Raw genomic sequence first — 14,016 nt, forward strand, 5'->3', positions numbered from 1 at the left:
GTTCCAGCCTCGCTCAACACTCATTTAGCTTTCGAGGTGGTCGCCTCTTAATATCAATCGTCATCCCACGGGACTACGAATTTCAGCACCGCTGCCATAAGGGCAATGGCGGGGAGGCCGTGCATCGCGACCACTGCAACCTGCTCGAAAACACCCAACGCGTCAAAATCATCAAACGTTGAGTGCATCGCAATAAACGCCAACAGCCACAGCCACGTAGCGAACACGCCCACACCAGCCAATAGGCCTTGGATCTTTTCCCGCTCGGGAAGGTGATGGCTAAGGCAGCCAGCCCACGCCAACGCAGTTAGCGCGAAAGTTCCAACCGCCACGCTGCCCCACAGTCGCCCCCCTAGGGCCAACATCCAAAGCAGACTTGTCCAAAAACCCTGGAGGGCGTTATGAACCGTTTGGCGGTGTTCGAGGGCCACACCGATCAGTGCAAAAAGACTGACGGTAACGAGAAGGCCGATCCCCACTTTCAGGCCGCACGCCCGAGCGGCTTGAGGGAATGCGATATCACTCTCGGCGGAAGAGGGTAAAGTGCTCTTAGCCATTTCAAACTCCAACTAGGTTGAGGTGGTTAGGTGTTGGGCGGGGGTTCCAGCCTCGCCCAGCACCGTCTAAGGTTCCCGCTCCGGTCGCAATGCGCGTCACACTCAGGATTGCGGCTATCGGCAGGTTTAGGTGTATTGTAACCCATGTCGCGAGCGTTGGCGAAAAGGCGGCAACTGACCACTTCGCCAGGTAGGGGGCAAGCCTGGGCGTCATGTGCGAACCGGTCGCGCCCTGGCCAGGAGGGTTCGCGAGAGCGCTAAAACGGCGTGCTGGATGGATATACAGCACACAAGCGGCCCGTCTTGTTATGCGCTTGTCGCTATGGATGGGCGTGATGTAGCGACATAGACGCGCTGATGTGGGACAATAATTGCATGGAAAAACGCGCACCTGCCAAGCTCTCGACGAAAACCGCAACCCGGTATTCGCGGGTGACGCCTGCCGCAGCTAAGCCGAAGGCTGGGAAGAAGCCATCTATAGTGACTGTGCGGGCCAAGAAATCTTCCCTCCCGAGCCGAATCCAAGTTCTCAAAACCGTCGTGCCGAATGGGAACCCCTATGACATCGGCGTCGAGGCCACCTTGAAGGCCTTGCGCCAATCCGGCGTCCTCACCGCTGCTGGGAAACTTGGCAAGACCTTCCGGTGAACGCCGGGCATCTAGTTATTGGCTATCACGGCTGTGATGCCGTAGTCCGGGATGATCTAGTGTCCGGACGACTGGATGGACTGACCCATAGCGCGAACCCCTACGATTGGCTCGGCCCCGGCGCATACTTTTTTGAAGGCGATCCCGAACGGGCGTTGAACTTCGCAGAAGCATCCCGCGCCCATCCCGAAAAGATGTATACCAAGCAGCCAATCGTGACCCCGGCAGTCGTGGGGGCTGTCTTGCGGATCCACAACTGGCTGGATATGACGACCCAGCACGGTATTCGCGAATTTTCCTTCGCGCATGACGCAATGCTTAAGGCGTTGGCGGCCAACGGGGAAGCTCCGCCCAGAAACGTGCCAGCACGGGACGATGACGCCGATATCTTGCTTCGGCGCTTGGACAACGCGGTTTTCACGCACTTGCATACGGTACGAGAGAAGCACCTCAACGCGCCGCCGTATCAAGCAGTCAGAGGTGCATTTCCTCAAGGCCCTGCCATTGCAGAGAACTCTGGATTTCGCCGCGACTCGCATATTCAGATCGCCGTGCGCGACGATGCCTGTGTCGTCGGATGGTTCATGCCGCCCGGGTCGAAGCTGTTGGCTCAGGATGTCTACGAGGAATTGGCGAGGGAACTGGCCAAGGCAAAAGCTGCCGCTGGAGCGGCGCGTAAACCTCGCATAAGAGCGCAACGATAGCCGGATAAACGAACAAAAACCCCGCGACTTGTGCGGGGTTTTTTGCTTCTGCGAATCAGCAGGGATGCAAGACAGAAGGGGAGCCAGGGTATTGAATCGCCGGGCGTTGTGGTGGCCACGGCACAACGGTGTCCAGCCGTAGCATTGCACCCAGTGGGCGCAATGCCTAGCCCTTCAGGAGAGCCGAGACGGCTCGCTCCATTACAGGCAAATGGTATTTTGGGACCGTGCTTGTCATCGCCACCCTGCCTCCCCAATACATATTATATCTCGATGTAACTACCACCGCAGCGTCATTTCCGGGCGTGATTTGTAATGTGCAATACAGCCAGAGCTTGCCGCAAGCCGTTCGCGCCATCAGCGCGGATCCGCACCAGGGACTGTGGATGATACAAATGAAAAGCCCGACCTCATGGGTCGGGCTTAGCTGGTGGCCGTAACGACAAGTTGGCAAGGGGGAACTGACCTTCCAGCGGCGGCGTCTAGGGCATAGCGCCCGTTTCGACTGTGCCCGTCATGACGGACTCTAAACGCAGGGACCGAACTTGCTTTGCCTCAGCTTTGTGGCGTCGGGTGCGGAACCTTGAGCTTTTACAGGTTCAATAGCCTCAAGGAAATAAGGGAAGCGAGCAGCTTACCCATGGCGTTCTCCTTGAAACGTGCTCCGAGCGAACTGCTCAGAGCGGGTAGGAATTCTAGCGCAGGGGATCGTTTGCGGCAACGGATCGAGGCGTTGGCATCGACTCGACAAACGTTCGCACAAGGGGGCGGTGATGGTTCATAAATTTGTATTGCGCAACGCAAAGCGAATTGGTCGTCTGAGATCCCTCGCCAAGCCATTGATTTTGCTCGCCAAAAATTGTAGCTCCATCGATTCCCCCTATTTTTTCGTTAAATCTCGCATGTACTATTATATAAGTTATGGGAAAAACGACAGTGATGCGTTTTCGCACAGAGTGCGATTTCGCGCAGCAAGCCCGTCTTTTTAAGACAATAGCCGTACAGTTTTTAAGACGCGGTGGTGAACTGTGCAGATAGGTATCTCGGCAGCCGAAGGCGTCATCGGCGGGTCGCCTCAGAAAACGGAAATCGAAGCACGAGTGGAATTGGAACTCTCCGACATGCTGGCCGTGGTGATGGCACTCACGCCAGCGGACTTCTGCAAGAGCCACCCATGCCGATCACACGGTATGGCAAGACGTGTACCGCCCCAGCATGCAGGCGGGCGACGTTTAACTGAAACTGACGGTTAGGGAGCTGGGGGCGCAGTAAGCCGGGCTACCCACTTGGCCCTTTCTATGGTCCAGGCTGCGCTGGTGTAAACCCGCGTCACGGCCCCGGGGCGACATGTCAAGAATGAATACGACTCGCGATCAGCCATGAGCACGTCAGGCTCCGCCAGAAAAGCAACGCAGGCCTTCCGAAGGCGTCGTGTCGAAATGTAGGTTTTCCAGGAATGGCGAAAGAAGCGCCTCATCGTATTCGGCCCCTCCAGAACATTACGCGGGTCGTCTAGCCTTGCTATCCCGGGCTTTTGGAGTAGGTGCATTTGTATCGCTGGGAAATCCAGCAACGCCTTTGCCAGCTCACTCCGGAACACCGTGCCTCGCATCTCTCGAAATGCGAAGAACGCTCGGGTCAAGGAGGCAAATGCTGATGAGTCGTTATCAAGCGCGGCTAGCGCTCGGCGTGCGGCTTCTTCATCGCCCGTGTCGAGAAATAGGAACGGAAGGCAGTAGCACATGTGATACGCATCATCCGTAGCCCTCCTTTGCAGCTTAAGTGCCGTGGAAAGAACAGCCGCATAGTCTTGTTGAAAGTTCAGAAGCCCCATCTGCTCATCCAAGAGATCCAAATAGATCCAGTTGCTATCTGCATCCAGGGAGCCATCGAAATACTTCGGTATCATCGATTCAGCAGCATCTACAGCGCGCGACACGTCCACCAACTCGGTCTTCAAATCACGGTCAGACAGAAATTTTTGCCTTACGGCTGCCCCTAATAAGTAATCGGGGCGCTCCGCGAGAACAGCCCTTAACTGGTCGCAAGCGAGCGTGTATCCAGGACAATTTTCGTTAGACTTAACAATAAGATCGAGGCGAATATGGCCAGCCAAATCTTCACACGCTGGCGTCGGGACGAATTCTGCCCAAACCGCCTTCCCCGATGCGTCGCGGGAAACTTCGAAGGTGTAAAGAGCCGGATCAATGGCACCGCAGCCGAGATCGGGGCGACCTTGCGGGTGATCCAGCTTTTGCTGCCCGCTAAGCGGTAGGGCCACGCCATCGATCAGGGTGGAAGCAGGGAGTCCACACAGGAACGCAAGACGCGTGCCGAATTCGGTGAAGCTCGCGAGCTTTTCGTCAACGGGCATCTGTGGTTCGTCATGCAGGTCCACCAAGAACGCAATGGATCGCATGCTATGACGCCAGTCTTCGTAATGTCGCCGTGCTGCGACCACAGAAGCACTGGAAAGACGTGCGGACAGGCTGTGCCATGAAGCGAAGTCGAGCGCCTTCGCGACAGCTTCTAAAGCTTTTGAACGGGACAAGCCGGTCACGTTTGCGACCAATTTGGCAGCTAACTTTACTCGCCGTGATATGAGGCGCGCGTCAGCAAGCTGGCGCGGGTCAGGATGCCCGCGAGAACTTTCATTCGACACGAACATTCTCCATGCAGGCTGAAGATAGGCTGTCCGCTCGTCCAGCGCCTGCCAAGAGGTGTTGGGAACTTGAAAAATTATTTGGGCCGCTGGGGATGCTTCTCCGTTGCAGACGCAAGGCGAGCGACGGCCACCAGAAGTCACTTTACACCAGGACGTGCATAGATGGGATTCTCACCGAGCGCGCGACGCGCAAGCTGAGTACTCCGAGGTTTACTATGTCATCCGCAGCCAGCGAACCCTTAGAGTCCTAGAGACGCTGGGGGCTATCAGTTCGTGGCCAGGGATGAACGTCTTTCGCCCGGGTAAGGCGTAGTTTTGCCCCTGTTTTTCCGACCGCGCATATCGTGAGATTGGCCTAACGCACCCCGGGCCGAGATTGGAGGAATCGCCGCTATTTTTGCTGAGATTTGAGCGGGTACTTGGGAAGGGCTGCTCGCAAAAGATCGAGTACTGGTTGGCGACCAATCTTAGTGACCGCCGTCTGAAAGTATGGACAGTTTTCCGAAACACTAAATCGCTCAATCCGAATGAACCAACCCTTGCTAAAGTATTCCTCAGCGGGACGATAGTGGATCGCATCGTCGCCTTCGTACTTCAACAAAACGCCTTCGGCGGCAAGCACCCGCAGTACGCGTTGACCATTGGTGCCCAACGCGTAGCCGATATCGTTCGACGAGTAATATTGTGGCTCGGTTTCGTCAGCCGTAGCCTCACTTGCTGGAAGATTCGTCGCGGCTGGGATGAAATCCTTGAGCGCGCCGCCAAGCACAGCGCCCCGCAGCACCCCTTGCGCGTACCCTTCCGTAAAGCCAATCTGAGCGGCCTCCCGTTCTCCAGGAGTTCCATACTTTAGGTATTCGTCGTACGTGTCACCGAGTGTCTGGCGGGCGTTGTTTTCTGCAATCATCGTTATCGAATGGTGTTGTCGTCAGTTGCACGGATCAAGTGGGCGTCTCGCAATCCAGCCCTGTGGTTCATCATTGCCAGTTTGCAGCTTGCGGTACTCGGCCACTGCGAGTTCCGCTTTGTTGTAGCAAAACCGCTGCCCCCATCCCCAAAGCGAGAGATCCATGTAGATAGCTGTCGTGTAGAGCAAGCGCCCGATACCGACAATGGTTCCGTCGTCCAACTGGCGCACGTCCTGGTACGACCCTCCGCCCATGGCTTTGATGTCGTCCAAGAAGCTATGTGAAGTGCGTTCTGATGTGTTCATGCTTACTGCGTCCAGGGCAAGTCGAGTTCCGTCGCAGCTCAATGGCGATGCGCGATACTCATGCGCCAGCGCCCTTCCCTCGCTGGTGCATGGCGACGGCCCTGCGGATCTCGGATTTGACGTAGGCCTCTACTGAACCGTGGCCACTGTTCTGCGCGACCTGTTCCGCAGCGCGGTTCCACCCGATCACTACGTTGTCCTCCCAAGGTGAGTGCGGAGGATAGCTCTCCCATGGAAAAGGCTTGATCACTATTGAATAGATTCCACAAGGCCCGTGGTAGGGATTGAAGAGCACAGCGATCGGCACATCATCTAAGTCAGGAAGATCTGCCTCAACAACCAGATGTTCGGTGCGTAGCGCCATTCCCCGCTCTACTTGGACGATTGATGAACTGCCAGGGGAACATTGGGCGCGCTCAAGGCTGAAGGCGCGCTCGAATCTTGACCGACCTCCGCGACTACCGGCCCTTCCGTCTCAAGGTATTTGGAAAGCGCCGCAACAGCTTCACGTACATACTTCGGAACGCTTCGTGCGCGGTCGTACGATTCAATCAGCCGCAACTTCGCTGCATCGGACATTTCGGGGTGTCCCAACCCATCCGCGACCGATTGCGCCGTGGCCACAATCTCTGCGTGGCGTCTGCCCTACTTCAACGCGCACCCATGCTACGAGGCGGCGCAAATGATTGAGGTCTGATCTTTTCATAGAGGTCTTTCTCGGGGCGAAGGGTCAAAAACGTGCGCCTGGGCTGATGAAGACGACTTGGCCTGAAAACAGGTCGATGATGCGTCGAAGCCCTTCGCTTGCAAGCGAATGAGCCTCTTCAAGAGTGTCCGCACGGGCGAATGTGTCCCAACGCCACTCGTGATCCTGACGCTCGATCAAGTAGCGCTCCAGCTTCAGCAACGCGAACACTTCCGCCAGAGCACCCGCTTCCAGCGCTCTCACGCGCTGCAATAGGTGGTGCTCTGCGTGAGACGCTACCATCGCGGGCGCGCTGCCCTTCCCGGTCAGAATCCAGTTCGCGTCAACACCGTAGCACATCATGAGATTGAGTAGCGAAGTCCCGTTCGGCAGCAACTCGCCTTCTTCCCAGCGGCGGATCGTGGTGCGATTCACTCCCAGCCGCTCTGCGAACACGGCCTGCGGTGCGTCCCCGCGAACCTGACGAATGCGAGTGCCGATTTCAATGGAATGTTTCACTAGCGCCTCGCTGAAGCCTTGGCAAAAAAAGGAAGTCTTGCGGAAGCCTACGCCTCCGGCATCGCACCGATCTTAGACGGGACTCACCTAAACACCTAAGGCACCATGGGATTCATGTTCCACAGCACAATCGAGCCGAAGGCCAATGCCATAGATCCAAACGCCGTCACCAGGCTGTCGGTCCGGCGCGAGTTAGGCCTGAAGCTGATCCCCAGGCCTATAAAGCTCACAACCAGCATAAAGATGCCGATCCAATGGGTAGCCACGAGATTCATTTGTGCTTCCATAGCAAATTGTTATTTTAACCCATCAAAACGAGCTAACTTTGATCTTGCTCAGCCATTGAGCTGGGTTTGCGGGTGTGGCGTTCTTGCGCCTTAGACGCGGGCCTCATCCGGTGTATTGGACGCGCTCGGATGGGACGGGCTGGTTTGTGGCGGCGTCAAAGTTGGCAGGCTTTTCACGTCGAGCAGCGCGGCAGCGACGGACAGCATGCAAAACGCCACTCCGAGGCCAATGAAAAACCGTCCCGTTCCCACGCCATACAGGATTTGGAGGCCTCCTGCCCCGATGAGCAGCCCTCCCATTGCCAAAGGTGCAATGAGCAGGAAATAGTCAGAAAAAAAGTCCATCAGTGTCGCTCCTTGAGCTAGCTATTATAACCCATACCAAGCCATGAGGCGTGCTTTAAGGCTGAAAGCGCTTCCCGTTGGTTCGATGTGAGGAAGCGCTGCGATGCCAGCGTGCGCGGCGACGACAAAAGGTCGGGTATGCCCGACCGTTCGACGCGTCGTGTCGGACTTAAGGGGTATGTCCGAACACGTAGTCGAAGGTGACGATCACGCTCAAGATCGAAGTCGCGAAGAACAGGATGGAAATCGCGACCCAAGCTCTATCCTTAACCCCGATGCGACGCAACACTGCGCTACAGCGATACGACTTCCAAGCGAGAAGCAACGGCGCGAAGATCAGAAAGGCAAAAACGAAGTACATGACGCTCACCAAAGTGATGCTCATTATTCCGTTTTGTCCGCAGGAGCGGGACGGCCCTGCTGATCCCGCAAGTATTCGTCAATGATTGCGGAGATCACCGGGCTGAGCGCTTTGCCGAATGCTGGTTTGAAAGCCTCAAGTCGATCCATAGTTTCCTTGCGAGTTCGGAACTGGAAGGACGTTTGCTTGTAGATCACCATGTCGGCTGGCCGGTGGTCGCCGCGAGGTTGCAACGCGTCTTCGTCCTCGAAGCGGCTGAAATACCATGCCACCATCAGGTTGATGAGGCCATTGAGGCTGCGGTCGCTTTCAGCGGCGCGCTTGCGCAGCTCGACCTCCTGGTCCGGGTACATGCGTATGGAGCGCGACACCATGTCGGGCTTGCCGCTGAAGGTGCTTCGCTTCACGCTGCGCTTCCAGTCCGCAGTAGACGACGGCGACGCCTTGCGCTTAGCCGCCTGCTTTTTTGCAGAGGTCGCGGTCGAGGCGCTTTTCGCAGGCGTTTTCGCGCTGGACGCGCTCACCTTGGTTGCGCGCACGGGCGGCTTAGCCTGCGAAACCTTAGCAGGACTCGCGGGCGAGGTCTTCTTGCGCGCAGCTTTAGCTGCGCGAGAAGCGGGCTTCGTGGACGCAGCAGCTTGCGCGGACACCTTTCCTCGCTTTGCAGCGGAGGTCGAAGTGCTCGTGGTCTTCTTCTTATCTTCGGCTTTGGTCATTCCCTACTGCCCCATTATTGCGATTCAGACTGGTGCTTCAGAACGGCGTACCGCAAGATGCTGTTCACCGAAAGAGGCCCTGCGGAATAGGCGGTCTTGGCCAATCGCGAAGCCTTCGCGGCGTCCTTCTTCAATTGAGCATGAAGGTTGTTTGGCAGCCGGACGCTAAACGTGGTGGTGGGACCGCCTACACGCATCGAGGCGTCGAACTCGATGATGCTCCCTACCCGGCTCTCATCCAGGCCGTCCTGGAGCAGTGCCTTGAGCATGTGGAGTATCTGCGCGTTGATGGTGCGGAATTCTTTCGTCGCGGCGTTGTAGACAAGCTCGCGCTCGGGCGCGAGCAGTCGCAGGATGAGCGACTTCACCTTGTCACCCGTGAGCTTAACGGGCCGCTTCTTTGCGGGTGCCTTCTTTTTGGCGGAGGGCGGATTGCTGGTGGTGGCCACTGCGATTCCCAATAAATGCTGTTGCTTTTCTTGTTCTTGTGGAGCTATCCACGCTCGCCGCTGAAAATGTCAACGGTCGAGCGGGGGACTTTAATAGCATTTTAACTCATCGCAGCAAAAAAAATTGGTACAGATCGTTGCAGCGGCAGGGCCGCGCCAACATGCCCACGGCTCTCGCCAACTCGCAGAGCAGGACTAACGGTCAGGCAGAGCATTGCGCGCCGTAGCTGCTGAAACGCAGGAGGTCAACGGTTTGTCGGCAGTCAGGCGGCTTTTTTGCCTGTCATCAGGGACGCGGAGATTATGCCGAACGCTATGCCACCCCAGATCAACTTGCCCAGGAGATCCATGTGCGCTTCCTCACTGCATTTGGCAGCCATCGTAATGCGCTCCGCGCTGCTGCGTCCGTAGCTGCGTGATCTGGAGCGCGAGCTGCACTCGTGTGTTCATGCAAATGACCAGAGGATACGAGGCAGCAACGTCGCGCAGAATTGCCATGTAGTCTTCCTGGGACAGCTCGCCGTACGACATCCAGTTGAGCAGCGTTTCGGTGCAGAAGAATGAGGGGGGGTGCGCCGGGTGATAGCGATTGAACAAGGCGCAAAGCTTCACTGTGTCGAGCATCCACAGCAGCCCTCGCTCACCCTCGCAAAGAAAGATGGACTTCTCGCCCGGCCCCCCAAGGCGCTCACCCGCCAGTGTCGGGAACCTTTCTTCGCAATAGTTTTGTGCGGCCTCTTCCTCGGTTTCACCGCTGACGATGATGTCCGTGGCGTGTATCGATCCCAGCCCGTGTTGGATGTACCCGCGCCAGCGCTTCGCATCCCCGCCCTCTTCCACGCGCCGCATCAAAAGCTCCGTACCAGTCTCTTTGTGAAACATCGATACAAGCGACGCTCCGCCACCAAATCGATACACAGTCTTGTTCGCGCTGCGGTCGTGCAGGTAGAAAAAGAAGAGCTTTCGCGGGTCGATAGGATGCGTGTTCATGGGACGACCTGTGCTAGTGAATTTGTAGGTTGGTGGTCTTGCTGCCATAGACGAAGACGCCATGTGCGCCGAGCGCCGAGAATTCGAGGCCATAGTCTTCCAAGCAAGACTTGAAGAAGGGCAGGAGTTCCATGCAGTCGGCTGTCGCGTAAAGCTCGACGCCCTTCTCGTCGTAGCGGACGCGAAACTCCGTGGACACCGACGTGGCAACGTCGGCCTGAAGACCTTGGCGCGCTGCGTTGATCGCTGCTCTCAGTTGCACCACGATATGATCGATGCGCGGGCATTCCGGATGCGACGTTGCTTCGACATGCGCGTTGGGCGAATGGTCTTGGGCGAAGGGTCCGACTTCATTGGATCTCATTTTTTTTCTACCCTGCGTGGTGGAATGTTTGAAACGTTCCAGTGTTAGCTAAGTGTTAGTTTAACGCAAAGGCGTTATTTAGACGCCGATTTGTCCGCTCTCCGTGGCTCGGAGCTTGCCCACGGCGCACATCGTGGTGCATATAGCAATAGGATCATTATAACCCATACGAAACAGGCTATTTTGGCTGCGCTTGGGCGGTAACGCGTGAGTCAACCCTCGATCCGACTATCACGCCGCGTTCCGAGGTGAAGAGAGTCGGCGCTCTGATGCATCCAGATCTGTCGGCGTTTGTTGAAGCTCACATGGTGCCAATACCCGCCCAGGCCTTTGAAGAAGGTGTGCGTTTGACCGTTTGAGTCGCGAACGAAAACGTCAGTTGGCTCATGCGTGATAGAGCATTCAGGATCCTCCAGAATCTCATCTTCCTGCACCTGGACGAACAGGCGCTCGCCTTCGAGGAATACGTGCGTGACGGTCGCGGCTACCCTGTCCGTTCTGCGGAGAACGGTCGCAGCCATTCCTGCTGAGGGATTCGGTTCATCAACCCTTGGCTGAGCCAAGCAATAGTTGGTGTAGCTCGTGGTGTCACTTCCAAGCTTCATGCTGCACGCTGATTCATGTATTGAGCGATCATGCGCTGCGCTTCTTGGAGCGCTTTGACCACAAGGTTAAAGGGTGCGGCCTCCGCCAGTTGATCCAGCATTACGATCATGGACCTGATCTGCTGGATTTCTACACCCGAGCCGCCATACTTCCCTTGCCGTTTGAAGCGCTCGGCGATGCTGGCCAGTGCATCGGCGGTGGCGTAGGTGGTCTGGATGTTTTCGGTCATCGCCGTTTTGACGCGCTCGGTTCCTTGGTGGCTTGTGTAGCAGGCAAGCCAGTACAACACAGCGTTCATGGAATTGAGTGTGAAATAGCCGTCTTCATCCAACCCCCCCTTCTCCAACATCGACAGTGCGGCGTATGCGGGAAGAATGATTTGAGCATGTCCCTTAGCCGTCTGCGGTTCTGGCATGCTCCCGACGAGGGTGGTTTTGATGATTTGCCATCCGCGAGCTGGATCGAAGCGCTTCTGCTTCGCGGCACTGGGTTTCCCCCTCTTGCCCTTCATCTAGCAGCCCTCCATGGCGAAGATGGCGGACCGTGCCGCTGCGCTGGCGGTGGTCGAACGGTCGGACGGGTGCTCATGGCGATGCCATTCCTTCGCGGCGCTTCGCCAGTACACCTGCTTTGCGTCAAGGCTGACGCCTGAAGCTCGCACTATTGCGAGAGCCGCATCGATAGAGTCATGGAGGGGCTTGCTGAACCCGTCGCCAAAGTCCACGAGGAAAACCGCACCGTTCGCCGTCCAGTAGAAAAAATTGGGGCCGGGATCAGTGGGGTTGCGGCCAGGGCGAATGCCAGTGGCCGCAACTGCCTCAACTGAAAGACGCACCCCGTTTTTTTGGAAGAATTCGGCAGTGAGGTGTTCGTCGGCAAGCGCAACTGCGCCATCTGCAAAGGTCATAAAAGTCCAGGTCACGGCCTGAGTCTGGGCGGGGCACGACCGCTCTTGGCGATCTGTCCCGCAATCAGGCCTTCTCGTAATGAAAACAACACTTCCCGAATGCGCGCATTTTGCGCACGCGCAGTCGAAATCCGTTTGAGGCTTTTCGCCTTCTTGTGGGCGTCGGCAAAGAACAGGTCGGCCTTAGCTTGGCAGTCCTTTTGCTCGTCGGATTTGGGTGTGATCTTCGTGTCCATGCTTGACCTCCGAAAAACTCGGATTTTGCGTGTCGCGGAGATCCCACTGTAGCGCACCGCTGTGCATTCATACAGCCCCACACCCCCCTCTATGTGCTACCAAAGGGTACTTATGTCGCAATTTAGCCGCATTAAACCCCTCCTTCGTACCCTGCGCAGGTTCAAATCTCGGTTAGCGCGCTAACGCGACGGTCGGTTAGCGCGCTAACCGAGCGACCTAACGCGGACGGTGACATCATTATAACCCATGCGTTCACGAAAATGCGGCTTGGCGTTGGCCAGCCGCATCACCCAGCCACATCACTTACGTATCGACTTCCACGACACGTACAAGCCGTAGGCGCTCACCAATCCGAAAGCACATGCCGCGTAAACGTACACCATCGGGGTGCTTTGAACGATCTGGAAGCTCGCACCGTTGGCCTCCCCAGGCGCAGGCGCGCTTCGCAGTCCATAGGTCAGGACAAAGACAGCGATGCCGACCAAAGCTCCGTAGACCGCCGTTAGCCAGAATCGGGCCTTGGCGTGCCCAGGTTCCTTCGGGAATGGACCAATGCCGCTCCGCCGAATCATGCGCGCCAAACTAAGAAGATCGCGGTAACTGTTTCGTACCCCACTCGCGCAAACTCCGACGATCAGGCCAAGTGCAATGATCAGAAAAACCCTCCACAAATCGTTGAAGCGGATCGCATCGAAAAGCCCTTTCGCTAAGGCCGGGAGAGCGATGCCAAACCCGGCCGAAAACATGGAAACCGAGACGAATCGGGCGCGAAGGAACGGTGCGAAGGGATTTGAACCGTTTAGCATGTGAAAACTCCTACCGCGATTTAGCGGCGCACTTGAAGAGTCGATTGACCAACTCAACGATTGCAACCATGGCAACCGCTAAGTCGAAGAGCAATGCGGACCAAAGAAGGAATCGCGTAGCCGGAAGCGAAGTTCCATTGACGAGCAAATCAATGACCCAGGCTGCAATGTTTGCGGCCACCCCCACCATCACACCAAGGAGTGGAATCCAGAAGAAATCCCAGAAGAGATCCCAGAAGCGATCCCTTTTTGCGTCGGCAGCAGATTTCGCTTTGGAGAGGTGTGGTTGCGCCATCGCGCCCACCCCTTCGTCGCCATTTAGATTCCGCACCGGAAAGAACCGCCTGTAGCGCTGCCAAAGCGCCGCAATACCGATGGCCATCGTAAAAAGGAGGCCAAGCAGGGCAAGAATCGCAAGGTTGCGGTTCTCGTAGCGAAAGAGGTACGGGACAGCGACAAACAGCACCAGCCATGAGCTTAGAACGATGCCGCCTGCCATCGCCGTTTCAATGAAATCTTTCCGGCTAAAGCTCACCGCCACCTGTGTCTCTGCGCTACTCATCGCGACCGCTATTCTGCAAAAGTAGGATCTTTTGACCGCCCCTGCGAAGCGCCCCGAGGGCCAGCGCCGCGACGATTCCCACGATAATGGAAAGGATCGCGGGGGCTTTCTCCCAGAGGGTGAACTCCACGTTCTTCCAGTGCGAGTAGTACGCAACGATGAGCGCGGGGATCAGAGTCATCGCCAGCGCCACCCACTGACCGAAGCCGCAGGCCCAGATGCGTCGGCGCAGTTGCGCAATGCGATGCGGGTCCAACTGTTCTTGGTCGCCGGACGGAGCGCAGTCGCCCCACGTTTGCTGCTCGGGTGTCAACATAATGCTTTGGATGGCCTCAAGGATGCCAGCGTGGTTGAAGGTGTAACCGTATGAGAGCATTATAACTCATTACCCGTGC

Annotated in this window: 22 protein-coding genes; 2 read left to right on the forward strand and 20 right to left on the reverse strand. The window is 56.8% G+C overall.

Annotation, left to right across the window (positions count from 1 at the left end; genetic code table 11):
* Positions 1-53: 53 nt before the first annotated feature.
* Positions 54-557: a hypothetical protein gene (locus AC6LJW_RS11340; protein WP_498087277.1), complete on the reverse strand. Its 504-nt coding sequence runs from the start codon at positions 555-557 to the stop codon at positions 54-56.
* A 375-nt stretch (positions 558-932) separates the two neighbouring features.
* Here AC6LJW_RS11340 and AC6LJW_RS11345 point away from each other — a divergent pair, with 375 nt between their 5' ends.
* Both AC6LJW_RS11345 and AC6LJW_RS11350 read left to right on the forward strand, forming a co-directional pair.
* Complete coding sequence (locus AC6LJW_RS11345) at positions 933-1,205, forward strand: hypothetical protein (RefSeq protein ID WP_498087278.1); 273 nt, start codon at positions 933-935, stop codon at positions 1,203-1,205.
* Between the two features lie 59 nt (positions 1,206-1,264).
* Positions 1,265-1,909 (forward strand): hypothetical protein, encoded by a 645-nt coding sequence (locus AC6LJW_RS11350; protein WP_498087279.1) that lies wholly within the window; start codon positions 1,265-1,267, stop codon positions 1,907-1,909.
* A 1,249-nt stretch (positions 1,910-3,158) separates the two neighbouring features.
* Here the strand turns inward: AC6LJW_RS11350 and AC6LJW_RS11355 are convergent.
* From AC6LJW_RS11355 to AC6LJW_RS11445, 19 genes are all read right to left on the reverse strand, one after another.
* Positions 3,159-4,571 (reverse strand): hypothetical protein, encoded by a 1,413-nt coding sequence (locus AC6LJW_RS11355; RefSeq protein ID WP_498087280.1) that lies wholly within the window; start codon positions 4,569-4,571, stop codon positions 3,159-3,161.
* A gap of 394 nt (positions 4,572-4,965) precedes the next feature.
* The gene (locus tag AC6LJW_RS11360; RefSeq protein ID WP_498087281.1) at positions 4,966-5,481 is read right to left on the reverse strand and encodes a hypothetical protein; all 516 of its coding nucleotides are present in this window, start codon (positions 5,479-5,481) and stop codon (positions 4,966-4,968) included.
* 21 nt (positions 5,482-5,502) lie between these two features.
* Positions 5,503-5,787: a hypothetical protein gene (locus tag AC6LJW_RS11365; protein ID WP_498087282.1), complete on the reverse strand. Its 285-nt coding sequence runs from the start codon at positions 5,785-5,787 to the stop codon at positions 5,503-5,505.
* A gap of 58 nt (positions 5,788-5,845) precedes the next feature.
* The gene (locus AC6LJW_RS11370; protein ID WP_498087283.1) at positions 5,846-6,151 is read right to left on the reverse strand and encodes a hypothetical protein; all 306 of its coding nucleotides are present in this window, start codon (positions 6,149-6,151) and stop codon (positions 5,846-5,848) included.
* 366 nt (positions 6,152-6,517) lie between these two features.
* Complete coding sequence (locus tag AC6LJW_RS11375; RefSeq protein WP_498087284.1) at positions 6,518-6,991, reverse strand: helix-turn-helix domain-containing protein; 474 nt, start codon at positions 6,989-6,991, stop codon at positions 6,518-6,520.
* Positions 6,992-7,086: 95 nt separating this feature from the next.
* The gene (locus tag AC6LJW_RS11380) at positions 7,087-7,266 is read right to left on the reverse strand and encodes a hypothetical protein (protein ID WP_498087285.1); all 180 of its coding nucleotides are present in this window, start codon (positions 7,264-7,266) and stop codon (positions 7,087-7,089) included.
* A 102-nt stretch (positions 7,267-7,368) separates the two neighbouring features.
* Positions 7,369-7,623, reverse strand: coding sequence for a hypothetical protein (locus AC6LJW_RS11385; RefSeq protein WP_498087286.1), 255 nt, complete (start codon positions 7,621-7,623; stop codon positions 7,369-7,371).
* 169 nt (positions 7,624-7,792) lie between these two features.
* The gene (locus AC6LJW_RS11390) at positions 7,793-8,008 is read right to left on the reverse strand and encodes a hypothetical protein (protein WP_498087287.1); all 216 of its coding nucleotides are present in this window, start codon (positions 8,006-8,008) and stop codon (positions 7,793-7,795) included.
* A complete protein-coding gene (locus AC6LJW_RS11395; RefSeq protein ID WP_498087288.1) occupies positions 8,008-8,700 on the reverse strand; it encodes a hypothetical protein in 693 nt (230 codons plus the stop codon). The genes AC6LJW_RS11390 and AC6LJW_RS11395 overlap by 1 nt, the downstream gene beginning before the upstream one ends.
* A gap of 14 nt (positions 8,701-8,714) precedes the next feature.
* On the reverse strand, positions 8,715-9,149 hold the full coding sequence (locus AC6LJW_RS11400; protein WP_498087289.1) for a hypothetical protein: 435 nt from the start codon (positions 9,147-9,149) through the stop codon (positions 8,715-8,717).
* A gap of 360 nt (positions 9,150-9,509) precedes the next feature.
* Positions 9,510-10,139 (reverse strand): hypothetical protein, encoded by a 630-nt coding sequence (locus AC6LJW_RS11405; protein WP_498087290.1) that lies wholly within the window; start codon positions 10,137-10,139, stop codon positions 9,510-9,512.
* Between the two features lie 13 nt (positions 10,140-10,152).
* Positions 10,153-10,503: a hypothetical protein gene (locus tag AC6LJW_RS11410; protein WP_498087291.1), complete on the reverse strand. Its 351-nt coding sequence runs from the start codon at positions 10,501-10,503 to the stop codon at positions 10,153-10,155.
* Positions 10,504-10,715: 212 nt separating this feature from the next.
* Positions 10,716-11,108 carry a hypothetical protein gene (locus AC6LJW_RS11415; protein WP_498087292.1) on the reverse strand — a complete coding sequence of 131 codons (393 nt, stop codon included), beginning with the start codon at positions 11,106-11,108 and terminating at the stop codon, positions 10,716-10,718.
* On the reverse strand, positions 11,105-11,620 hold the full coding sequence (locus tag AC6LJW_RS11420) for a hypothetical protein (protein ID WP_498087293.1): 516 nt from the start codon (positions 11,618-11,620) through the stop codon (positions 11,105-11,107). The genes AC6LJW_RS11415 and AC6LJW_RS11420 overlap by 4 nt, the downstream gene beginning before the upstream one ends.
* Complete coding sequence (locus AC6LJW_RS11425) at positions 11,621-12,016, reverse strand: hypothetical protein (RefSeq protein WP_498087294.1); 396 nt, start codon at positions 12,014-12,016, stop codon at positions 11,621-11,623.
* A gap of 11 nt (positions 12,017-12,027) precedes the next feature.
* Positions 12,028-12,252: a hypothetical protein gene (locus tag AC6LJW_RS11430; protein ID WP_498087295.1), complete on the reverse strand. Its 225-nt coding sequence runs from the start codon at positions 12,250-12,252 to the stop codon at positions 12,028-12,030.
* Positions 12,253-12,552: 300 nt separating this feature from the next.
* The gene (locus AC6LJW_RS11435; protein ID WP_498087296.1) at positions 12,553-13,059 is read right to left on the reverse strand and encodes a hypothetical protein; all 507 of its coding nucleotides are present in this window, start codon (positions 13,057-13,059) and stop codon (positions 12,553-12,555) included.
* Positions 13,060-13,069: 10 nt separating this feature from the next.
* Positions 13,070-13,621, reverse strand: a complete 552-nt coding sequence (locus AC6LJW_RS11440; protein ID WP_498087297.1) for a hypothetical protein — start codon at positions 13,619-13,621, stop codon at positions 13,070-13,072.
* The gene (locus AC6LJW_RS11445) at positions 13,614-13,997 is read right to left on the reverse strand and encodes a hypothetical protein (RefSeq protein WP_498087298.1); all 384 of its coding nucleotides are present in this window, start codon (positions 13,995-13,997) and stop codon (positions 13,614-13,616) included. Before AC6LJW_RS11445 ends, AC6LJW_RS11440 begins: the two co-directional genes overlap by 8 nt.
* Positions 13,998-14,016 lie beyond the last annotated feature (19 nt).

Source organism: Achromobacter sp. 1012554356 (assembly GCF_059760815.1).

Excerpts from the sequence above, each read along its gene's own strand:
- AC6LJW_RS11340 (WP_498087277.1), bottom strand. The coding sequence starts at position 557 with ATGGCTAAGAGCACTTTACCCTCTTCCGCCGAGAGTGATATCGCATTC.
- AC6LJW_RS11345 (WP_498087278.1), top strand. The coding sequence starts at position 933 with ATGGAAAAACGCGCACCTGCCAAGCTCTCGACGAAAACCGCAACCCGG.
- AC6LJW_RS11360 (WP_498087281.1), bottom strand. The coding sequence starts at position 5,481 with ATGATTGCAGAAAACAACGCCCGCCAGACACTCGGTGACACGTACGAC.
- AC6LJW_RS11365 (WP_498087282.1), bottom strand. The coding sequence starts at position 5,787 with ATGAACACATCAGAACGCACTTCACATAGCTTCTTGGACGACATCAAA.
- AC6LJW_RS11370 (WP_498087283.1), bottom strand. The coding sequence starts at position 6,151 with ATGGCGCTACGCACCGAACATCTGGTTGTTGAGGCAGATCTTCCTGAC.
- AC6LJW_RS11380 (WP_498087285.1), bottom strand. The coding sequence starts at position 7,266 with ATGAATCTCGTGGCTACCCATTGGATCGGCATCTTTATGCTGGTTGTG.
- AC6LJW_RS11385 (WP_498087286.1), bottom strand. The coding sequence starts at position 7,623 with ATGGACTTTTTTTCTGACTATTTCCTGCTCATTGCACCTTTGGCAATG.
- AC6LJW_RS11390 (WP_498087287.1), bottom strand. The coding sequence starts at position 8,008 with ATGAGCATCACTTTGGTGAGCGTCATGTACTTCGTTTTTGCCTTTCTG.
- AC6LJW_RS11395 (WP_498087288.1), bottom strand. The coding sequence starts at position 8,700 with ATGACCAAAGCCGAAGATAAGAAGAAGACCACGAGCACTTCGACCTCC.
- AC6LJW_RS11405 (WP_498087290.1), bottom strand. The coding sequence starts at position 10,139 with ATGAACACGCATCCTATCGACCCGCGAAAGCTCTTCTTTTTCTACCTG.
- AC6LJW_RS11410 (WP_498087291.1), bottom strand. The coding sequence starts at position 10,503 with ATGAGATCCAATGAAGTCGGACCCTTCGCCCAAGACCATTCGCCCAAC.
- AC6LJW_RS11415 (WP_498087292.1), bottom strand. The coding sequence starts at position 11,108 with ATGAAGCTTGGAAGTGACACCACGAGCTACACCAACTATTGCTTGGCT.
- AC6LJW_RS11420 (WP_498087293.1), bottom strand. The coding sequence starts at position 11,620 with ATGAAGGGCAAGAGGGGGAAACCCAGTGCCGCGAAGCAGAAGCGCTTC.
- AC6LJW_RS11425 (WP_498087294.1), bottom strand. The coding sequence starts at position 12,016 with ATGACCTTTGCAGATGGCGCAGTTGCGCTTGCCGACGAACACCTCACT.
- AC6LJW_RS11430 (WP_498087295.1), bottom strand. The coding sequence starts at position 12,252 with ATGGACACGAAGATCACACCCAAATCCGACGAGCAAAAGGACTGCCAA.
- AC6LJW_RS11435 (WP_498087296.1), bottom strand. The coding sequence starts at position 13,059 with ATGCTAAACGGTTCAAATCCCTTCGCACCGTTCCTTCGCGCCCGATTC.
- AC6LJW_RS11440 (WP_498087297.1), bottom strand. The coding sequence starts at position 13,621 with ATGAGTAGCGCAGAGACACAGGTGGCGGTGAGCTTTAGCCGGAAAGAT.
- AC6LJW_RS11445 (WP_498087298.1), bottom strand. The coding sequence starts at position 13,997 with ATGCTCTCATACGGTTACACCTTCAACCACGCTGGCATCCTTGAGGCC.